19 protein-coding genes are annotated in these 19,936 nt (G+C 72.6%); 8 read left to right on the top strand and 11 right to left on the bottom strand.

Going from position 1 to position 19,936, the window contains the following annotated elements; translation table 11 throughout:
* Both ACI2L3_RS34570 and ACI2L3_RS34575 read right to left on the bottom strand, forming a co-directional pair.
* Nucleotides 1–1,190, bottom strand: a 1,190-nt coding sequence (locus ACI2L3_RS34570; protein ID WP_404756376.1) for an AAA family ATPase, incomplete at its 3' end; no start/stop codon positions are given.
* 171 nt (nt 1,191–1,361) lie between these two features.
* Nucleotides 1,362–2,021: a sensor histidine kinase gene (locus ACI2L3_RS34575; RefSeq protein ID WP_404756377.1), complete on the bottom strand. Its 660-nt coding sequence runs from the start codon at nt 2,019–2,021 to the stop codon at nt 1,362–1,364.
* 805 nt (nt 2,022–2,826) lie between these two features.
* Here ACI2L3_RS34575 and ACI2L3_RS34580 point away from each other — a divergent pair.
* From ACI2L3_RS34580 to ACI2L3_RS34595, 4 genes are all read left to right on the top strand, one after another.
* Nucleotides 2,827–3,597, top strand: a complete 771-nt coding sequence (locus tag ACI2L3_RS34580; protein ID WP_404756378.1) for a response regulator transcription factor — start codon at nt 2,827–2,829, stop codon at nt 3,595–3,597.
* A gap of 450 nt (nt 3,598–4,047) precedes the next feature.
* A complete protein-coding gene (locus tag ACI2L3_RS34585; protein WP_404756379.1) occupies nt 4,048–4,944 on the top strand; it encodes an SDR family oxidoreductase in 897 nt (298 codons plus the stop codon).
* Between the two features lie 70 nt (nt 4,945–5,014).
* Nucleotides 5,015–6,262, top strand: coding sequence for an aromatic acid exporter family protein (locus ACI2L3_RS34590; RefSeq protein ID WP_404756380.1), 1,248 nt, complete (start codon nt 5,015–5,017; stop codon nt 6,260–6,262).
* A gap of 122 nt (nt 6,263–6,384) precedes the next feature.
* On the top strand, nt 6,385–6,609 hold the full coding sequence (locus ACI2L3_RS34595; RefSeq protein ID WP_404756381.1) for a hypothetical protein: 225 nt from the start codon (nt 6,385–6,387) through the stop codon (nt 6,607–6,609).
* Between the two features lie 2 nt (nt 6,610–6,611).
* Here ACI2L3_RS34595 and ACI2L3_RS34600 read toward each other — a convergent pair whose 3' ends face one another.
* Nucleotides 6,612–7,790, bottom strand: coding sequence for a PP2C family protein-serine/threonine phosphatase (locus ACI2L3_RS34600; protein WP_404756382.1), 1,179 nt, complete (start codon nt 7,788–7,790; stop codon nt 6,612–6,614).
* A gap of 243 nt (nt 7,791–8,033) precedes the next feature.
* Between ACI2L3_RS34600 and ACI2L3_RS34605 the strand changes: the two genes are divergently transcribed.
* The gene (locus tag ACI2L3_RS34605; protein WP_404756383.1) at nt 8,034–8,312 is read left to right on the top strand and encodes a hypothetical protein; all 279 of its coding nucleotides are present in this window, start codon (nt 8,034–8,036) and stop codon (nt 8,310–8,312) included.
* Nucleotides 8,313–8,357: 45 nt separating this feature from the next.
* Nucleotides 8,358–8,723, top strand: a complete 366-nt coding sequence (locus ACI2L3_RS34610; protein ID WP_404756384.1) for a hypothetical protein — start codon at nt 8,358–8,360, stop codon at nt 8,721–8,723.
* 97 nt (nt 8,724–8,820) lie between these two features.
* Here ACI2L3_RS34610 and ACI2L3_RS34615 read toward each other — a convergent pair whose 3' ends face one another.
* Both ACI2L3_RS34615 and wrbA read right to left on the bottom strand, forming a co-directional pair.
* Nucleotides 8,821–9,303, bottom strand: a complete 483-nt coding sequence (locus ACI2L3_RS34615) for a hypothetical protein (protein ID WP_404756385.1) — start codon at nt 9,301–9,303, stop codon at nt 8,821–8,823.
* Between the two features lie 319 nt (nt 9,304–9,622).
* Nucleotides 9,623–10,207, bottom strand: coding sequence for an NAD(P)H:quinone oxidoreductase (gene wrbA / locus ACI2L3_RS34620; protein WP_404756397.1), 585 nt, complete (start codon nt 10,205–10,207; stop codon nt 9,623–9,625).
* Between the two features lie 188 nt (nt 10,208–10,395).
* On the opposite strand from wrbA, the gene sigJ (ACI2L3_RS34625) reads away from it, so the two are divergent.
* Entirely contained in the window at nt 10,396–11,325 is a 930-nt protein-coding gene (gene sigJ / locus ACI2L3_RS34625; RefSeq protein WP_404756386.1) for an RNA polymerase sigma factor SigJ, read from the top strand.
* A 70-nt stretch (nt 11,326–11,395) separates the two neighbouring features.
* Here sigJ (ACI2L3_RS34625) and ACI2L3_RS34630 read toward each other — a convergent pair whose 3' ends face one another.
* Together ACI2L3_RS34630 and ACI2L3_RS34635 are read right to left on the bottom strand one after the other, a co-directional pair.
* A complete protein-coding gene (locus ACI2L3_RS34630) occupies nt 11,396–12,466 on the bottom strand; it encodes a methyltransferase (RefSeq protein ID WP_404756387.1) in 1,071 nt (356 codons plus the stop codon).
* Nucleotides 12,467–12,525: 59 nt separating this feature from the next.
* The gene (locus ACI2L3_RS34635) at nt 12,526–14,112 is read right to left on the bottom strand and encodes a class I adenylate-forming enzyme family protein (protein ID WP_404756388.1); all 1,587 of its coding nucleotides are present in this window, start codon (nt 14,110–14,112) and stop codon (nt 12,526–12,528) included.
* A gap of 395 nt (nt 14,113–14,507) precedes the next feature.
* On the opposite strand from ACI2L3_RS34635, the gene sigJ (ACI2L3_RS34640) reads away from it, so the two are divergent.
* A complete protein-coding gene (gene sigJ / locus ACI2L3_RS34640; protein ID WP_404756389.1) occupies nt 14,508–15,449 on the top strand; it encodes an RNA polymerase sigma factor SigJ in 942 nt (313 codons plus the stop codon).
* Between the two features lie 129 nt (nt 15,450–15,578).
* Here the strand turns inward: sigJ (ACI2L3_RS34640) and ACI2L3_RS34645 are convergent, their stop codons facing one another.
* The 4 genes from ACI2L3_RS34645 to sigJ (ACI2L3_RS34660) form a co-directional block, all read right to left on the bottom strand.
* Nucleotides 15,579–16,004, bottom strand: a complete 426-nt coding sequence (locus ACI2L3_RS34645; RefSeq protein WP_404756390.1) for a nuclear transport factor 2 family protein — start codon at nt 16,002–16,004, stop codon at nt 15,579–15,581.
* A gap of 141 nt (nt 16,005–16,145) precedes the next feature.
* The gene (locus ACI2L3_RS34650; protein WP_404756391.1) at nt 16,146–17,663 is read right to left on the bottom strand and encodes an MFS transporter; all 1,518 of its coding nucleotides are present in this window, start codon (nt 17,661–17,663) and stop codon (nt 16,146–16,148) included.
* A gap of 93 nt (nt 17,664–17,756) precedes the next feature.
* Nucleotides 17,757–18,683 carry an aromatic prenyltransferase gene (locus tag ACI2L3_RS34655; protein ID WP_404756392.1) on the bottom strand — a complete coding sequence of 309 codons (927 nt, stop codon included), beginning with the start codon at nt 18,681–18,683 and terminating at the stop codon, nt 17,757–17,759.
* An 87-nt stretch (nt 18,684–18,770) separates the two neighbouring features.
* Nucleotides 18,771–19,715, bottom strand: a complete 945-nt coding sequence (sigJ, locus tag ACI2L3_RS34660; RefSeq protein ID WP_404756393.1) for an RNA polymerase sigma factor SigJ — start codon at nt 19,713–19,715, stop codon at nt 18,771–18,773.
* Nucleotides 19,716–19,936: the final 221 nt, after the last annotated feature.

Below are 19,936 nucleotides of genomic sequence, written 5' to 3' on the forward strand. Positions count from 1 at the left end.
GAGGCGGGAGCCGGGGCGGAAGCGGAAGCGGAGGCGGGGGCGGAGACCGAGGCGGGGGCGGGGGTGGGGGTGGCGTACGGGTGGTGGTAGGCGTGCAGCAGGCGGCGGGCCGTGGGGCCCGCCCCGGCCCCGCCCGCGTGCAGCACCCGCGCCGCCCGTACGCCCAGCGCGGTCAGCTCCCCGGGCGCCACCGCCTCCAGGGCCCAGGCCGCGACGGCCGGGTGCCGCAGCCGCCAGCCGTCGGTGAGGCCCACGGCGTCCAGGAGGTCGCGGACGTGGGCGGCCGCGCCCGCGGTGCCGGCGGTCACCTCGGCGGCCCGTTCGGCGTTCGCGTGCGGCCCCAGCACCGCGAGGGCCTCGGTGAGCCGGCGGGCCGGTGCGCCGCTGCGCCGCAGACAGGCGGTGACCGCCTGCAGGAACGGCCCGCCCGGGGCGGCCCGCAGCTCACCGGCGGCCCGCGCCCCGTCGGTGCCGCGCGGTTCGTCGCCGGTGGCCTGCGGCGCCACCGGTTGCTCCGGCTGCTCCAGGAGCAGGGCCCTGCACAGCAGCGGGTTGCCGCCGGTGAGCCCGTACAGACGGTGGGCCAAGAGCGGCGGCGCCGCCGTGTCGCTGTCGCCACCGCGGCCGGCGTGGTGCCGGCCGGCCAGGACGGCGGTGGCGCGCGGGCTCAGGCGCTCCACGCCGATACGGTCGAACGCCTCGTGGCGCAGGAACTCGGCGTCCGGCGCGGGCGCCTGGGCCGTACCGGCGCCGGCTGCCCGGCCCAGCGCGAGCAGCACCGGCACCCGGTGCAGGCTGCGGGCCAGATGTGTCAGGTGGTCCAGGGAGGGCCCGTCGCAGTCCTGCAGGTCGTCCACGCACAGCAGCAGCGGCCGGTGCCGGGCGAGGGCGCGCACGGCGGTGGCGAAGTTTTCGGGAGCGGTGTCCGGTGCCGGCGAGGCGTGCAGGAGGCGGCGCAGTACCCCGTACGCAGGCGGCTGCTGTCCCGGGCCGGTGACATCCCTGGGCCCCTCGGCGTGCAGGACCAGGGCCCCCCGCTCGGCGGCGTGGTCGGCCAGGCGGCGCAGCAGGGCCGTCGTGCCGCAGCCCGCGGCGCCCTCGACGAGCACGATCGCCGTGCCGCCCGCCGCACAGCGGTGCCAGGCCCGCCGCAGCCGCTCCCATTGCGCCTCGCGTTCGAGCAACAGCATCTGGTCTCCCCCCGGAGTGTGGTGCCAGTTTCCGGGGGTGCTGGGGCGTATGGGCAGCTGCCGTACTGGCCACAAGCTGCGCGGCAGCAATTTCCGGCCGCCGACCGCCGACCGCCGACCGCCGGCCACCGGCCGTTGTTCTGTCAGTCAGCCAGCCAGTCAGTCAGTCAGTCAGTCGGGGGCCATCGGCAGGACGGCGGTGGCGCTGAGGCCGCCGGAGGCCGCCCGGTCCAGGCTGAGCCGGCCGCCGGAGGCGGAGAGCAGGGACGCGGCGATCGACAGGCCCAGGCCGGTGCCTTTGCGGCCGCCGGTCTGCGCGCCGCGCCAGAAGGGGGTGCCCGCGCGGGCGAGTTCCTCGCCCGTCATGCCGGGGCCCTCGTCGGTGACGGCGACGTGCACGCGGTGCCCGCTGACGTGCACGGTGCAGGTGACGGTGGTGCCGGGCGGGCCGGCCTGCAGCGCGTTGTCGAGCAGGACGTCCAGGGTGTGTTCCAGGGCGCCGTGCACCTGCAGGGCGGTGGCGGCGGTGCCGCCCAGGTCGAGGCCGACGCCCTGGTCGTCGGCGACCACGCTCCACGCCTCCAGGCGGGCGGCGGCGACGTCGAGGACCTCCACGGGCTCGGGGTCGGGGTCGCTGTGCCGGGCGGCGCCCCAGGCCAGGATCTGGCTGAGCAGGGCGGCCAGGCGCTCCACCTCCCGCAGTACGGCGGGCAGTTCGGCGATGTCGGGCCGCTGGTCCTGCAACATCTGCAGACGCAGCCGGATCGTCGCCAGCGGGCCGCGCAACTGGTGGGCGGCGGCCGCCGCGAGGTCGTACGCGGCGGCCGTCATCGGCCCGCTCCGGCCGGCCGCGTGCGCGGCGCCGTCAGGGGCGGGGCGATCGCCCCCGCCTCCCGGCGCGGGACGCGGAGCCCGCCGCGTGCGGCGGCCGCGCACCGCGACGACGAGGACGGGGACGGGGGCGAGGGCGAGCGATCACCGGGCCGTGTGTGTGGGCAAGGGTGAGGGTGAGGGCGAGATTCATGGTGAGGGGGAAGGTGAAGTCGAGGTGGAGGGTAAGGGGGAGCAACACATCGGTGACCACCGGCAGCCGCACCCGCCGACCGCTTCCGGCCCCCACGGCGCGAACCGGCCCCCCGGCCCCGGACCGCACCCACCGCAGCACCGTCCTGGCCGACCCCGGCGCCGTCCTCACCCGCCACGGCGTCCTCGTCCGCCACGGCGTCGTCCTCGACGACCCGTACCTTCATCGCGCTCACGCCCCTCAAGAGGAATCCGTACGTGGCACCGGAGGCTTGTGCGGTCGTGGTCGGGCGCGTTGGAGCGTCCGCGTTCCGCCGGCCGGGGGAACCGGGGCGGTGATGCCCGGGTCGGGTGCTGCTGCCAGCATCGGCGCTCCCAGGACAGCGCAGCCGCACGGCTGTGTCAGGTGCGCTGCACCGGTACGGCAACTCTGCGCAACCCGCGGGCGGGCCGACGGCCGGCCGGGCGAAGGGATCGGGGCCGCGGCCGGACGTTCCGCGTACGCGCTTGGGGATTTTCTGTACGTGCGCTGACCGGGAGCTGGCACGGCGTTCCCTACGGTGGCCGAGGTCCCGTAACACGCCCTTGAAGTCCGTCTGCCGGGAGGCGATCCGTGAGCCAGGCGTCAGCCGACCTGCTCGGAGCCCGCGCGCTGCCGCGGCACGAGCTGCTGGGGCCGCGGAACGGCGCCGCCCCGGACCCGGGGCCGGGCCCGGACCGCACGGCCTGGCGCGTCCTGCTCGTGGACGCCCGCGCCGAGGACGCCCGGCCGCTGGCCGAGGCGCTGCGCCGGCACGGGCACCACGTCGAGCAGGCGCACAGCGGGTGCGGCGCGCTGCGGGCGTACGAGGGAGGCGAGGTGGACCTGGTGCTGCTCGACCTCGACCTGCCGGACGTGGACGGCCTCGAGGTGTGCCGGCGGCTGCGGGCCCGCGGCCGCACGGCACTCCTCGCGCTCACCGCCCGCGGCGGCGAACTGGACGTGGTGCTCGGCCTGCAGGCCGGCGCCGACGACTACCTGGTCAAGCCCTGCGGGCTGCGGGAGCTGCTGGCCCGGATGGAGGCCGTGATGCGCCGCGTGCGGCCCCGGCCGGTGAGCCAGACCCTGTCCATCGGGGCGCTGCGCATCGACGCGGCGCTGCGTGAGGTGCGGCTGGGCGGGCGCAGCATCACCGTGACCCGCAAGGAGTTCGACCTGCTGCATCTGCTGGCCGCGCAGCCGGAGGCGGTCATCACCCGCGAGCAGCTGATGCGGGAGGTGTGGGCGGGTTCCTGGTCGCGGCGCACCGTCGACACGCACGTCAGCAGCCTGCGCGCCAAGCTCGGCTCGCGCGAGTGGATCGTCACGGTGCACGGCGTGGGCTTCCGCATCGGACCGGGCTGACGGACCGGGCTGACCCGCCCCGACCACGGCCCGGGGCTCACCGGCCTCACCCCGGGGCTCACCGGCCTCACCGGGGGGCTCACCGGCCCTTGCGGGAGTTCATGTACCAGACGGCGGCGATGCCGAGGACGACGAGGACGATGAGGATCTTCATGGTCCTCACCTTTCCCCGATCGGGAAGGACATGCCCCGCCGCGCCCCCGCTGTCGTGCGGGCCACGCCTGCCGCAGCCCGTAAGAGGTCCCGCAAGAGGTGCCGTCCCGCGCGTTTTGCCGATCAGGGGCGAGGGCACCCGGGGCCGCGACCGCAGCGGGCAGCCGGCGGCCGGGCCTCCGGGGGGTGAGGCGCTCCGGTGGTGAGGTGCCCGGGACTTGCGGAAGGTAGGAGCAGGCGCCGCGGCACCCGGCAGGGCCCGCCGTCCGGCCGCACGGCACAGAAAGGCAGCAGCAGATGAAGGACTCCCCCGGCCACCAGGGCCCGCAGGATCCCACCACGAAGGGGCCGCAGCCCGACTTCCCCCAGCAGGAGCAGGAAGTGCCGGGCTGGACCGGCGCCATGGACCCGCCGCCCGACCACGGTGAGGAGTCCTACCGCGGCTCCGGGCTGCTGCGCGACCGGGTCGCGCTGATCACCGGCGGCGACTCCGGTATCGGGCGGGCGGTGGCCATCGCGGTCGCCCGCGAGCAGGCCGACGTCGTCTTCACCCACCTGCCCGCCGAGGCCGAGGAGGCCCGCGAGACCGCCCGCTGGGTGGAGGAGGCCGGGCGCCGGGCGATCCCGGTGGAGTGCGACATCCGCGAGGAGGAGCAGTGCCGCGCGCTGGTGGAGCGGGCGGTGGCCGAGTTCGGGCGGATCGATCTGCTGGTCAACAACGCCGCCTATCAGATGTCCCAGCCCAAGGGCATCGGTGACATCTCCACGGAGCAGTTCGACCGGGTCGTGCGCACCAACCTGTACGGCATGTTCTGGCTGTGCAAGATGGCGGTGCCGCACATGCCGCGCGGCGGCTCGATCATCAACACCACGTCGGTGCAGGCCTACAAGCCCAGTCCGCACCTGCTGGACTACGCCATGACCAAGGGCGCCATCGTCACCTTCACCCAGGGGCTGGCGCAGATGCTGGCCGAGGACGGGATCCGCGTCAACGCGGTGGCGCCGGGGCCGGTGTGGACGCCGCTGATCCCCGCGACGCTGCCGGACACCGCCGAGTTCGGCAAGCAGGCGCCGATGGGCCGGCCCGCGCAGCCCGCGGAGATGGCGCCGGCCTATGTCTTCCTCGCCTCGGAGCACGCGAGTTTCATCACCGCCGAGGTCATGAACGCCACCGGCGGCACGCCCCTGCCCTGAGGCCGGGCTTTTCGAGCGTCCGTCCCCGGCCCGCCCCCCTGGCGGGCCGGTCGTGGTGAGCATGAGGAAGGTGAGCGAGATCTGGCGCGCGGTGGCGTGGGACGTACAGGCCATCTGGAATGCGGCCCGCCGGGCGGTGACGGCGCCGGGCCCCGAGCGGGACACGACCGTGCAGTCGCTCAAGGCGGCCGGGGCCGGCGTGCTGGCCTGGGCGCTGGCCGGCTGGTGGTGGAGCGCCCCGATGGCGATGCTGGCGCCGTGGACGGCGCTGTTCATCGTGCAGAGCACCGTCTACCGCTCGGTGCGCTCGGCGCTGCAGCAGCTGGCGGTGGTGGTCACCGGCACCCTGCTGGCGGCGGGCGGTGCGATGGTGACGGGCAACAACTCGCTGGCCGCGATGGCGATCGTGCTGCCGGTGACGGTGCTGCTGAGCGGCTACGCCCGGTTCGGCACCCAGGGCGTCTACGCCCCCACCGCCGCCCTGTTCGTGCTGGCCTACGGCACGTACACGGGCGTCGACATCCTGCACCGGCTCTTCGAGACGGTGCTCGGCGCCGTCATCGGGATCGTGGTGAACGCCGTGGTGCTGCCGCCGGTCCACGGGCGGGACGTGCGGCATCTGCGGGTGCGGCTGGCCCAGGAGAGCGCCGAGCTGCTGTACGCGGTCGCCGACGGGGTGGAGCGCCATCAGGAGGAGGAGCAGGCCGCGACGTGGCACGACCGGGCGCAGCGGCTGACCGACCTGGTGACGGACCTGCGCACGGCGCGGCGCTGGTCGCACGAGAGCTACCGCCTCAACCCGGGGCGCAAACTGCGCCGTTCGGAGCCGCTGCTGCCCTCCTCGGACTGGGACTTCGCCTGGGACCGGGTCAGCGACCAGGTCCGGGTGATGCTGCGGACGCTGGCCGAGACCAGCCAGGACCGGCCGGCGCTGACCGATGTGCCCGAAGAGGCGCGGGAGATCGTGACGGAGCTGCTGCGCGCGGCCGGTGACATCTGCGCGCTGGACGACTACGCCGACGCCGAGGCGCGGGCCCAGGACATGCGCGAGTCCGCGCGTTCGCGCTCCGCCCCGCCCCGCGGCGTGGACCGTTCGGCGGAGCGGCACGCCGCCCTGCGGACGGCGCAGGACGCGCACGGGCGTCTGGTGCGGCTGCTGACGGACGGCCGCCACCAGGTCACCCCGGCGCTCGGCGCGCTGGCCGCGGACACCCAGCGGCTGCTGGGCGACCTGGCGGTGGTGGCGGACGGCCGCCCCTCCGACGGATCCGGCGAGGAGGACCAGGAGGAGCGCGAGGACGCCCCGCGGGGGAAGTGAAGGACACAGGAGCCAGGGCACAGACACAGGAGCCGGCCGGCAACCGGCCGGAGAAGGAACCGGACACGGAAACCGGACTCGGAAACCGGGCCCGGAAACGGGACATTGAAGGGACATCACTCATGCAGCACAGCCACCGCGAGCAGAGCCCGGCCGACCAGCCCGCGCAGACCGCGGCCGAAGAGGTCCTGGAGGAGGTGGAGGACGCCGAGACGCGTCCCGTGCCCGACGAGCGGCGCGAGCACGCCAAGGACGGCGAGGCCGGCGACACCCTCACGCCGAGCCCCACCGCCCAGGAAGACATCCACCGGGACGGCAAGGGAGGCAAGGGCGGCAAGGGCGCCTGAGGTCACCGGCCGGGCGGCTGCCACTCGAACATGAGGATGGTGGCGTCGTCCCGGAGCCGGCGGGGCTGCGCGTCCAGGATCGAGTGGATGAGCCGGCGCAGCGCCTCCGCCGCCACTTCGCCGGCGGCGGAGGCGCGGATGATGGAGTCGGCGAACCGTTCGAGCCCGAACTCGGTGCCGTCGGCCAGCCGCGCCTCGGTCACGCCGTCGGTGTAGAGCAGCACGCGGTCGCCGGGTTCCAGTCTGGTCTCGTGCACTTGGCGCTCGGCGCTGCGAAAGGGCACGGCGAAGCCCAGCGGCGGATCGGGTTCGCGTTCCAGGGCCTTCTCGACGAGCTGGTGGTCGCGGATGAGCAGGGGCGGCGGGTGCCCGCAGTTGCTCCAGCGCAGTACTCCGCTGGCCAGGTCGAGGCGGGCGAGGACTCCCGTGCAGAACTGGTCGGGCAGCCACTGGCCCAGGGCCGCGTCCACGTTCTCCAGGAGTTCGGGCAGCTCCGCTCCGGTGCGCCGGCCGTTGCGGCAGGCGGCCAGGGCGACCGCGGTGGTCAGGCCGGAGAGCAGGTTGTGGCCCATGGCGTCCAGGATCGTGGCGTGCAGGGCCGTTCGGGTGAGGCTGTGGTCGAAGGCGTCGCCGCCGATCTCGTAGGCGGGTTCCAGCACGGCCGTCGAGACGACGTGGGTGTTGCCGATGGTGCGCGGCGGCAGGAAGGCGCGGAGCATCTCCGCGGGCAGGCGCATGGGTTCGGAGCGGGTGCGCCGCACGAGGGTGTCCTTGTAGGCGCGCTTGGAGGTGATCATCATCGCCAGGAGGGCGGCCAGCGCTCGGCTGCGCCGCATCAGGGCGGGGTCCAGGGAGGGTGCGTGGACGGCGACCACGCCCAGCCGTTCGGCGCCGTCCAAAAGGGGCAGCCAGGCGGTCATGCCGCCGGTCGGGGACTCCTCCACGCGCAGGGACAGCGTGCGGTAGGCCCAGCCGGCCAGCGAGTCGTCCACGTCGTGGGCCGGTGCGTCGTCGCTCAGCGGCATCAGCCGGCGCTGCTGGAGGTCGGCGAGGTAGACCACGGCCTGGGGCACTCCCAGGGCCGTCGCGCACCGGGCGACCGCGGCGCCCAGGTCCAGTACGGCGTTGTCCGGGTCCGCGAGGAACTCCTCGAGTCCACTGGGCGGCTCCGAGGTCGGCACGTCTTCTCCTTCCACAGCGGGGCTGCGCGACAGCAGCAGTCTCACACCGCCGTGCCGTGCCTGCCCGGCGCGCGGGCCCGCCCGCCCGTGTCGCCGTGTCGCCGATCCGGCGCGGTTGGTCCACGGTGATCAGTACGAGTTGTCCCGCCCTGCGCGGGTACCTGCACCCCAGCTCCGGAACGGACCCGGCGGCAAAGGGGCCGGGTCGCCCGCCGGAGCCGAGCGGTGGAGAGGAGACACATCGTGAGTGGACAGGTACCGGCCTCCCCCGGCGCGGACGGCAGCACGCCGGTGCCCAGGGACCCGCCCGACCAGCAGGCCGACGGCGGACAGGACCCCTGGGACCTGGAGGACGACAAGGGCCGCGGCCAGGAGCAGGAACAGGAGCGCGGCGAGGGCGGCGGGGCGGGTGAGGACGTGCCCGACACGGACGAGGCCGGCACCGGCCGGCGCGGCAACTCCACGGCGGCGGAGGCCTCTTCGGACCAGCCGCAGCCGGGCCCGGAGGAGCCCTCCGGGTGACGGGACAGGGCACAGCAGCACGAACGCGAGGAAAGGGTTACGACGGTGAGCGATGCGGATGAACACCCGGCGCGGGTCACGGTGGAACTGAGCGGTGCGGCGGACGACGCCGGCAGCGTCTTCGGTGTCCTGGAGGCGGTCTACGCCTCGGACCGGGACGGCAGCCCCGCCTCCGCCGGGGCACCGGGCCCGACGGTGTGGAGCGGCGTCTTCGACACCGCCCGTCCGGCGGGCGGCGAGCCGGGCGGCACGCCGTCGCTGAGCGGCCCGGTGAGCGCCGCGGTGCAGGGCGGCTATGTCGCGGTCGACCAGATCGTCACGGTGCTCTCGGCGGCCTTCACCGTCACCGAGGAAGGCTCCGCCTCCGGCGACCAGGAAAAGGACGTGAGCCTGCGCCTGGAAAGCCGGTGACCTTTCCCGGGGGCCCGTCCCGGTGACCGCCCCCGGGGCACCGCCGGTTCGCCGGGCGGCCAACGAACCGGCCGCCCTCGTCCCGGCCGGGTCCCGGTCACCCGGGCCCGGTCAGCGGCGTACCGCAGCGGGCGCAGTAGGCGGCGTCGCGGTCGGCTGCCGGATGGGCGCACCGGGGGCAGAGCCGGTCGAGCAGGCAGACGGGCTCGCCGGCGCCGGGGGACGCGGCGGGGCCCGGGCGGCGGTGGGTGGTGGCGCAGGTCAGTCCCTGTTCGCCGGCGCGCAGGGAGTGCCGGGTGCGGGCGGGCAGCCAGGCCAGGGCTCCGGGCGTGAGCTCCCACACCGCGTCGGGCGTGCGCAGTTCGCCGCTGCCGGCCAGCGCGGTGAGCAGGATCCCGTACTCGCTCTCGGTGGGCTCGCCGAGGTCCGCGCCGGGGCCCAGCCGTACGAGGACGGCGTCCAGGTCGCGCCCGGCGCCGCCCAGCGTCCACAGGACGCTGATCCGCCCCGGCTTCTGGACGGGGACGGTGGTGTGCGCAGGGCCGACGAAGAGCGGGCCGGCGGGGGCGGGCTCGGTCATGGAACTCCCTGAGCGATACGGCGATCGGCGATACGGCGGTGGCACCGGGGACGGAGACACGGTGCCTGCGGGTCATCCGAAGTGTGCAGCAGCCGGCTCGCCCCGCGCGACGATTCGCCCGGCCCGGGCCCTCCAGCGGCCGCTGTGGCAGTTCCTGGTTCCAGCGTTATCCGGCCGGGCGGCTGCTGTAGCCGGGCGCTGTGTCCGGCAATCCCTCCGGGGGACTCGCTCGACGCGAGGGGAAATATCACGAGGGAGTCCCCGGAGGGATCGTCTGTGCGGCCGGACGGGCCGGGTCAACGGGGTGGTGGGGGTGTGTTCAGGCGGCCGCGCGGCCGGTCTTGAGGGCGGTGGCCACCTCCACCACCCGCCGCGCTTGATAGGCCGCCGCCTGCAAGGTCACCTCACTGGGCGCCACCTGATGGCCAGGGGGGCCCACCACGTGCGAGGTGCCATACGGATTGCCCGTCTGGAACTGCACCGGATCGGTGTAGCCGGGCGGCACGATGATGCCGCCCCAGTGGTAGAAGGTGTTGGCCAGCGCCAGGATCGTCGACTCCTGACCGCCGTGCGCGGTGTTGCTGGAGGTGAACGCCGAATACACCTTGCCCGCCAGCTGCCCCTGCGCCCACAGCGGACCCGTCGTCTCGATGAACGCCCGCAACTGACTGGCAGGATTGCCGAACCGGGTCGGCGTGCCGAACAGCACCGCATCCGCCCACACCAGATCCTCGTGCACCGGCTCGGCAACCTCCGCGTGCTCGCTGCGGTAGCGCTGCCAGGCCGCGTTGGCGGCCACCGCCGCCGCCGGCGCCGTCTCGGCCACCCGGCGCACCCGCACCTGGGCCCCCGCCTTCTCCGCACCCTCCCCCGCCGCATGCGCCAGCGCATGCACATTACCCATCGAACTGTAGTAAATGATCGCGACGTTCACAGATGTCACAGCTGATCCCTTTGCTGAATGCGGTGCCTCGTGGGGCCAACTGGCCGCGGTCGAGGCGGGCTTGATCCCCACCGGTACGACGACGCAGGCCCTTGTAATGTGAGGCGAGGTGCGGGGCGGCCGCTGGAGACAAGGGAGTTGGCGACACCATGAGCATGCAGCCTGATGCGGGGGGCGCCCTCTTCGGTGCGGGGCCGGCCGCGGTTTTGCGGGAGCGGCCCCGGCTCATCAATCTCGCCTACCGCTTCCTGGGGTCGCTGGCCGATGCCGAGGACGTGGTGCAGGAGACGTATGTGCGCTGGTATGCCATGTCCGCGCAGCAGCAGTCGGCGATCGTCTCGCCCGGCGGCTGGCTGACGAAGGTCGCCAGCCGGATCTGTCTGGACCTGCTGGGCTCGGCCCGGGCGCGGCGGGAGAAGTATGTGGGCGAGTGGCTGCCGGAGCCGCTGCCCGATCGTGCGGAGTGGGGCGGCGGGCGCTCGGAGGGCACCGCGGACCCGGCCGACCGGGTCACCCTGGACGAGTCGGTGGGGATGGCCTTCTTGGTGGTGCTGGAGGCGATGACGCCGGCCGAGCGGGTCGCGTTCATCCTGCACGACGTCTTCCGCTATCCCTTCAACGACATCGCCGAGATCGTCGGGCGCACCCCGGCGGCCTGCCGTCAGCTGGCCGCCTCCGCGCGGCGCCGGGTGGGCGCGCACCAATCCGGTGCGCCGGATGCGGGCCGGCGGGCCGGGGTGGTGGGCGACTTCAAGCAGGCCTGGGAGAGCCAGGACATCAAGGCCCTCATCGGCCTGCTCGATCCCGATGTCACCGTCGTCTCCGACGGCGGCGGCCTGGTCCACACCCGCCTTGAGCCCGTCGAGGGCAGCGAGCAGGTCGCGCAGTCCCTGCTCCTCATCTCCGCGCGGGCGCCGGGCGCGACGATTTTGGAGCGCAGTGTCAACGGCCAGCCGGGGCTGGTCATCCAGCACGAGGGCACGGTCTTGTCGGTGCTGGCCTTCGACATCGCCGAGGACCGCGTCCAGCGGATCTGGGCGGTGCGCAACCCCGAGAAGCTGCGGCCCTGGGCGAGCTGAACCGGCGCGGGCGCCGGAGGCCCCTTGGGGGGTCTCCGGCGTGCTGGTCGCGGCCGGCCGGTTCAGCCGGTCATGCGATCTTCGTCGCGGACAGGATGGCCTGCACGGGAATGACGTCGCGCGGGATCTCCGCGGGGTCCTTGGTGATGGCCTTGGTGACTTTGAACCCGGCCTCTTCCAGCCAGCTCTGATACACCGACAGCTTCTGCGGGCCGCCCTGGCCCATGGCCGCGCCGATGAAGAAGGCCGGGAAGAAGTCGACGTTGTAGTTGTCGGTGTCCTTGATGTTCTCGGGGTACACCGGCACCAGGATGTGGACGGTGCCGCCGGCCTCCAGCGAGGTGTGGACACCGGTCAGGATCTTGAGGACGTCGTCCTTGTCGAACATGTCGAGGAAGTGCTTGATCAGTACGGTGTCGAAGCCCTTGGGGATCTCGTCGAAGACGTTGCCGCCGATGAACGACAGGTGCTCCTCGAGGCCGTGGCTGCGGAAGTTGGCCAGCGCCTCCTGCTCCTTGTCGGGCAGGTCGAAGGTGGTCACCCGCAGGCCGGGGGACTCCTTGTGCTTGAAGGTGTGGATCGCGCCCAGGCCGGTGTTGCCGGCCAGGTCAAGGACCCGGGCGCCGTCGGGCACCTCGACGTTGGCGAAGAACCAGGGGTCGATGTTGGCGGTGACGGTGTTCATCAGCTTCAGCCAGGCGTCGTTGAGGTCCTGGTGGTCGGCGACCGCGTCGTAGAGGGTACCCTCGGCGCCGTAGAGCTCCTTCAGGCCCACGATGGTGCGGCTCTGCACGCTCTGGGTGAGGTAGAAGAGCTGCCGCAGCGCGGTGACCTTGATCAGGTTCATGTAGCGCAGGGCGCGCTGCAGGTCGCTCTCGGCGACCTCGGCGAGCGCGTCCAGGCAGTAGCCGGCGGAGTCCTCGTCGTAGGCGACGAAGCCTTCCTTGACCATCAGGAACAGCAGCTGTTCCACGGCGTCGGGCTTGGCGCCGACGGCCTCGCCGAGCTCGGTGGCGCTCAGGCCCGGCCGCTCGCGGAGCTTGTCGATGATCCCGAGCTCGAAGACGGAGAGCAGGGTCATGAACCGCGAGGGCCCCACCATGTATTCGCGGAAGCGGGCGAGCGTGGCGTCTGACGTCATTACGGGGATCCTTTTCGGGTCGGTTGTCTGCATCGCGGGGGCGGTGGGCCGGCTCGGGGTCATGTCCGGTCGGCGGGCTTCTTCGCGAACCGGTCGGCCAGGGCCAGGCGCTGGACTTTCAAGGTGGCGGTGCGCGGCAGTTCGGCCTGCGGGATCTGCACCGGGTCGGCCAGCTGCGGGAAGGCGGCCACGGCCGCCCGCCAGCGGGTCTGGTCCAGCGGCTTGTCGTCGACGGTGCAGATGACCGGCACCGGCTCGGCGTCGGGGCCGGCCACCACCACCAGCTCGGTCAGCTCGGGCAGCCGGCCAAGGACCACGTCCTCGATCTCCAGGGAGCTGCGCACTCCGGCGATCATGTCGACCTCCCGGTCGAGCATGTGCAGGCAGCCGAAGCGGGTGCGGTAGCCGACGTCGCCGGTACGCCACCAGTCGCCGTTGCGGTTGGTGTCGTAGCGGTCCTGTTCGGCGAAGTAGGCCGGTGCCAGGCCGTCCCAGGCCACCTCGATGAAACCGGGGCTCTCCTGGGACGGCGGCTGCCCGTTGCGGCTGACCACCCGGATGCGGGCGGCGCCCAGCGGCATCGGCCAGCCCACACAGCGCCCGTTGGCCTTGTGCGCGGAGTGGCGGAAGTAGGCGCGGCCCACCGCCGGGCCCACCTCGCTCTGTCCGTAGATCTGGAAGAACAGTGCCCCGCGCCGGTCGGACGCCTTGAGCAGGCGGCTCATCGTGCCGGGGTGGATCGCATCGAAGGTGCTGCTGAAGACCTTCACCGACCCGAAGGGAGCCCGCGGGTCGTCGGCCAGGTGCTCCCACTCCATCAGCGAGTTGGGCAGGGCTTCGATGAGGGCGGGCCGGTGTTCGAGCAGCTGCTCGGCCACCGCGGCCGGGTCCGCCTCCCGCATCAGCAGGACGGGGAACTCCTTGAGCAGCGCCAGTGACATCGCCGCCACCATCCGCGAGTGCACGAACGGCACATGGATGGCCACCGTCTCCTTCTTCCGCATCAGCGACAGCAGCCGCCACTGCGGGATCAGGCGCATTCCCTGGGTGCGCGGCGTGTGCACCACCAGCTTGGGAATCCCCGTGGTCCCGGAGGTGTGGGTGATCACCGCGGCCTCGTCCAGCGGCCGCAGGACCGGCCGCACCCGCGGCGAGCCGGCCAGGTCCGCCAGCGAGATCGCCCCGGGCCGCTGGCCCGCCACCACCATCACCCGCGCGGTCAGCTCGGCGAGCGCCACCTCGGCCAGCACGTCCAGCTTGCCCGCATCGGTCAGCAGACTGGGCCGGCCCAGCCGCTCCAGCAGCACCGCCACCGTCGCCGCATCCAGCGCCGGCGACAGATTCACCACCACCGCCCCGATCCGCGAGACCGCGGCGGCCAGCATCCAGTGATCGGCGTTCGCCCGCTTGTAGAGCACCACATGCTCACCGGGCCGCACCCCCGCCGCCCACAGCCGGGCCGCCAAGTCCTCCACGTGCCCGGCGTACTGAGCAACCGTCAGGTGCCGCCCCGCCCCGGGCAGCACATCCAGGTCATGGTCCAGCGTGATCGGCGTCGACGGATTGACAGCCGCCGCCATCTCCGGCAGCAGACCGATGTGCAGACCGCGCTTGAGAATGGATCTGTAGGCTATAGAGCCCTTCATAGGGAATGTCTCCTTTTTGGGGCATGCTTCGAGAACTGCTCGGCCTTCGGGGCGCGCGGGCCCACCGCCGCCCACAGCGCCGGGAGCAGTGGCGGGATGCGAAAAAAGAGGGGGCGCCGCGTTCTGCCGGGCAGCAGCCGGGCGGTTGGGGAGGGGGCGCCGCAGGGGCCGGAACCGGACGGGTGGGGGCGGGCAACTCGCCGCCGCGTCAACGGTTTTGGGCAGGAAAGACGTGCGGAAACAGTGACACGGATGACACCTTCACGCCAAGAACCCCCGGAAGTGACGTGGGTCACCTCGCCGGGGGTGCGGGCGGGGCGCGGGTGCCTCACAGCCGGGCGCGCTGTCTCGTCATACCCAGTGACGGCAGACGCGACCGGAGGAGACCTCGACCCATGAGCGCCCGTTCCCGGCAGGGAGACGACCGGCCCGATCCGAACCTGAACGCGATCATGAGCGAGCGGCGTCAGCTGATCAATCTCGCCTACCGGCTGCTGGGTTCGCTGGCCGACGCGGAGGACGTCGTGCAGGAGACCTATGTGCGCTGGTATGCGATGACGCCCGCGCAGCAGCGGGCGATCGCCTCCCCCGGCGGCTGGCTGACGAAGGTCACCAGCCGGATCTGCCTGGACCTGCTGGGCTCGGCCCGGGCGCGGCGGGAGAACTATGTGGGCGAGTGGATTCCGGAGCCGCTGCCCGACCGCATGGAGTGGAGCGACGGGTGCTCGCAGGGCACCGCGGACCCGGCCGAACGGGTCACCCTGGACGAGTCGGTGAACATGGCCTTCCTGGTCGTCCTGGAATCCCTCACCCCGGCCGAGCGGGTCGCGTTCATCCTGCACGACGTCTTCCGCTACCCCTTCACCGACATCGCCGACATCGTCGGGCGCACCCCGGGGGCCTGCCGTCAGCTGGCCACCTCCGCGCGGCGCCGCATCCGCGGCTCGCGGGCGCCGGCCCGCTCGGGCGAGCGGCAGGCCGCCGTCATCCGCAGTTTCAAGCAGGCCTGGGAGGCCAAGGACATCGGTGCCCTCATCGGCCTGCTGGATCCCGGCGCGGAGTCGGTCGCCGACAGCGGCGGCCTGGTCGAGGCCGGCTCGCACGCGGTGCGCGGGCCCGCGCAGATCGCGCGCGGCCTGGTCGCCCTGGTGCGCCGGCTGCCGGAGCTGACCATCCTGGAGCGGATGGTCAACGGCCAGCCCGGGCTGGTGGTCCAGCAGGACGGGGTGACCGTGACGGTCGTGGCCTTCGAGGTCGCCCGTGAGCGGGTGGTGCGCATCTGGGCCGTGCGCAACCCCGACAAGCTGCAGCCGTGGCGGGCCGCTCCCCGGCCCTGAGCACGGGAGGGTCCGCCGCCGCGGCGCCGGCGGGCGGCGCAGACGGCAGACGGCAGCGGGGCGGCCTCAAAAAAGGGGGCCGCCCCGCTGCCGCGTGAGCTGCTGTGCCGCGAACCGCCGGGGGCCGGATCAGCCCTGCGGCGCACCCGGTGCGCCCGGGGCGCCGGGCGGGGCGGCCGGGGGGACCATGTAGCTCTCCAGGCTGCTGATCAGGTCGCCGCGGAAGGTGATGAAGTCGGAGAAGAGGATCTCCAGCTGCCCCTGCGGGAGGGGAACGACGACCGTGCCGCTCACGGCCACGGTGTCTCCCTCCTCGACCATGCGCTCGACCTTGTGCAGCGGGCGCGGCTGTTCGCCGATGTCCTGGCCGACGGCCTTTTGCGCGGCGCCGTCCTTGTTCTCGATGACGGCGCGCAGAACGTCCTTGCCGCGCAGGGCGGGCTGGCCCTTCTTTTCCATCAGGACGTCGTCGGTCACCAGCGGAAGGACCGCTTCCGCATCGGCGCGGTGCACGCCGTCGAGGTATTGCCTGATGATTTCCTTGTGATTACTCATGGCAAATTATCAGCAGCATCGCCTCGACCGGAGCTGGAATCCCGATAGAGACCGCCGCGCGGTGTTCCGGGTGCTGTCCTGAAAGCAGAAAAGGACGGCCCCGTAAATATACGGGGCCGTCCTTTTCGGGGGTTTTCCGGGTCAGACGCGGTCGGCCACGACGGGCTCGGCCGGCGCCTTGGCGTCGGTGTCCGAGGTGGGCAGCGGGCCGCTGCGCAGCAGCAGCGCGGCCACCACGGCGGCGAAGGCCAGGGAGCAGCCGGCCCAGGCGAAGACCGTGGAGTAGCCCTCGAGCGCGGCCTGCTGGGCCTGGCCGGGGGTGGGCCCGCCGGCCTGGACGTGGTCGGCCAGCCAGTCGGCGGCCTTGTTGGCGGCGATGGTGTTGAACAGCGCGGTGCCGATGGCGCCGCCGAGCTGCTGTCCGGTGTTCACGCACGCCGAGGCGACGCCGGCGTCCTTGGGCTGCACTCCGGAGGTGCCGGTGTTGGCGACCGCGGAGTAGATCAGGCCCATGCCGATGCCGATCACGACGAGCGGGCCGAGCAGGGCGGAGAGGTAGGTGGAGTCCATCTCGATGAACCACAGCCAGCCCAGGCCGAGCCCGCTGACCAGCAGGCCGGCCGGGACCATGGGGCGCGGGCCGACCTTGGGCACCACCTTGGAGCCGCCGATGCCGGTGACCAGGATGGTGCACACGACGGTGGGCAGCATGGCGCAGCCCGCCTTGATCGCCGAGTATCCCAGGATGGTCTGCATGTAGTAGACGAGGAACAGCAGCAGGCTGAAGAAGCCGGCGCCCACGAAGAGCATGGTGATGTAGGCGCCGCCGCGGTTGCGGTCCAGGACCACGCGGGGCGGCACCAGCGGGTTGGCGGCGCGTGTCTGCCAGGCGGCGAAGACGACCAGCAGTACGGCGCCCAGCGCGAGGAAGCCCCACGAGGAGAGCTGGCTCCAGCTCTCCTCGGCGTTGGAGAAGCCGTAGACCAGGCAGAACATGCCGCCGGATGCGGTCACTACGCCGGGGATGTCCAGCCGGGCGCCGGCCTTGGGCTGCTTGGCGAGGAGCGCGGTGATGCCGAAGAAGGCGACGCCGGCGAAGAGCAGGTTGATGTACATGCACCAGCGCCAGTCGAGGCCGTCGGTCAGTGCGCCGCCGACGATCAGTCCCAGGCCGCCGCCGGCGGCCATGACGCCGCCGAGCGCGCCGAAGGCCTTGCCGCGCTCCTTGGGGTCGGTGAAGGTGGTGGTCACCACCGACAGGCAGGCCGGCGAGAGCAGTGCGGCGAAGGCGCCCTGGAAGGCCCGGGCGGTCACCAGCGTGCCGAAGCTGTTGGCGGCGCCGCCGATGGCCGAGGCGGCCGCGAAGCCGGCCAGGCCGATGAGCAGGGCCTGCTTGCGGCCGATCAGGTCGGTCAGCCGTCCGCAGAACAGCAGCAGGCTGCCCAGTGGGAGCGCGTAGGCGGTCACGATCCACTGCCGGTCGCCGTCCGAGAAGCCGAGATCCTGCTGGGCGTCGGGCAGCGCCAGGTTCATCACGGCCAGGTCGAGACCGACCATGAGGTAGGCGCAGCAGATGACGGCCAGGAGGAGCCACCGCCTTGGATCCGCAGCCGCGCCTGCGCCCGGCCCAGCCGCGGGAGCCGCGCTCTGTGTTGCCATGATCTTCTCCTTGTTCCATGTATCGAACTCTCAGGCCTCACTCACTAAGACGACGCAGCGGCCGGCTTTGTGAGGTGGGCCCGCAGGGAGGGATCAGCTGCTGGGCTGCTCGTCGGAGCCGGGGCTCATCATGGTGTCCAGCCAGGGCTTGAACTGGTAGTACACCTGGAACTTGTAGATCTCCTCGCCGGTGGAGGACATCGCGACGTAGTAGACGAAGCGGTCGCCGATGGCCTGGTCGCCGATGGAGGCGAGGAACTTGGCGATCTCGGGTTCCATCTCCACCGGCAGGTCGGCGGGGTTGGTGCCGGGGATGGTGAAGGCGAACCGTTCGATCTTGGAGGAGTCCCAGCTGAGGGTGGCGTAGGCGCCGATGGCCTGCTCGCTCAGCTTGAGGACGCGCTCGCTGGGTTCGGGCAGTTCCAGGTCGCGGAAGATGGAGCGGATGCTGTCGGGCTGCAGGGCCTTGGCGGAGAGCCCGTTGAAGTACACGTTCACCGTGCGGTCGCGGTAGTCGATCGCGAACATGGGCATCTGGGCGCGGTCCATGTCGTGGCGCGCGAAGAACTCGTGGTTCGCGGCCACGCTGGGCGGCATGGAGGGCAGGTCCAGGAGCTTGGACAGCGGCTCCATGTTGTCCGGCGGGAAGGCCACGTACAGCTTGTTGAGGCCGCTGGCGGCCCCGAAGTCGATGCCGTAGCAGTGGACCTTGCACCGGTCCAAAACCTCCCCGTACAGGGAGGAGACGGGGTGGTCGGTGCGCTCGAGCAGGCCGTGCTGCAGCGCGAGGGTGTAGGGGTCGGGGCCGTCGGTGACGGGGATCGGGAAGCGCCAGTCGACGTCGCTGGAATAGCGGGCGCCGGTGCCCATGCGGAAAGCGATCGGGGTCGCCGGGGTGATGGTGTCCTGGTATGCGGTCAGGACGGATCGCACCTTGTCGTGCGCGTAGGGAACCTCGTGCACCCGGGCCGATTCCTCAATGGCTGAGTAAAGATCTGCAAACTCGCCGTTCTCAGACATTCATCCTCCGCGGATTGTCGAATTCATGGACAAAACCTGATTATGGGCAGGACGGCTGGAGTGCCGGTCGAGTGCGGGGCACACCATTCAGTCCTGTTCTTCTCTTCGCCATTCCCGCAGTTTGTCGGGGTTGCGCATGACCCACATGTGGGTGATGCGGTCGTCGGTCGCCTCGATGGCCAGGACGGTGACGATGACGCCCTTTTGCTCGATCACCAGTCCGGGGCGGCCGTTGACCATCCGTTCCAGGATGGTCAGGTCGGGCATTCTGCCCAGGATGGCGACCAGGCCGTGGGCGATGGGCTCGGGGCCCTCGATGGAGCGGGCGCCGGCCTCGACCAGGCCGCCGGTGTCGGCGACCGAGACGGCGCTGGGGTCCAGGAAGCCGATCAGGGCGGCGATGTCCTTGGCCTCCCAGGCCTGCTTGAAGTTGCGCACGATGTCGGCCTGTTGGCGGCTGGGCCGGCTGGGCACGTGGGTGTCGCGGATGCGGCGGCGCGCGGAGGTGGCCAGCTGGCGGCAGGAGCCGGGGGTGCGGCCGACGATGTCGGCGATGTCGTTGAAGGGGTAGCGGAAGACGTCGTGCAGGATGAACGCGACGCGTTCGGCCGGGGTGAGGGATTCCAGGACGACCAGGAAGGCCATGTTGACCGACTCGTCCAGGGTGATGCGGTCGGCGGGATCGCCCACGGTGCCCGCCGGGCGGACGGCGGCCCATTCGGTGCGGTCGGGCACGGGTTCGGGGATCCATTCGCCCACGTAGCTCTCGCGGCGCATGCGGGCCGAGCCGAGCAGGTCCAGGCAGATGCGGCTGGCGGCCTTGGTGAGCCAGGCGCCGGGCGAGACGATGGCCTGCTGGCGCGCGGGGCTCATGGCGTACCAGCGCACGTAGGTCTCCTGCACGACGTCCTCGGCGTCGGCCAGCGAACCCAGCAGCCGGTAGGCGAGGTTGATCAGCCGCCGCCGCTCGTTCATGATCGCGTTCAGGCTCGGGTCGAGCTGGTCCTCGTCCTGCGGGGATCGGCTGCTCATGGGTGCGGCTCTCTCCTTGGATCGCGTCGTTCGCGGCGCCCGGGCACACGCAGGCGCGGGGGGGGCGGGGGGGGGGGGGCCGGGGGGGCCCCCCGGGGGGGGGGGGGGGGGGGGGGGGGGGGGGCCGCGGGGAGCGGTACTCCGTGGCCAGGGCCTCCCGGGCCGGGACGCCGGGCAGGACGGGGCCGCCCGGTGGCCGTGGTGCCGGGTCGTCGGCGTGC

The organism is Streptomyces sp. NPDC029674 (genome assembly GCF_044903205.1).
GTDB lineage: Bacteria > Actinomycetota > Actinomycetes > Streptomycetales > Streptomycetaceae > Streptomyces.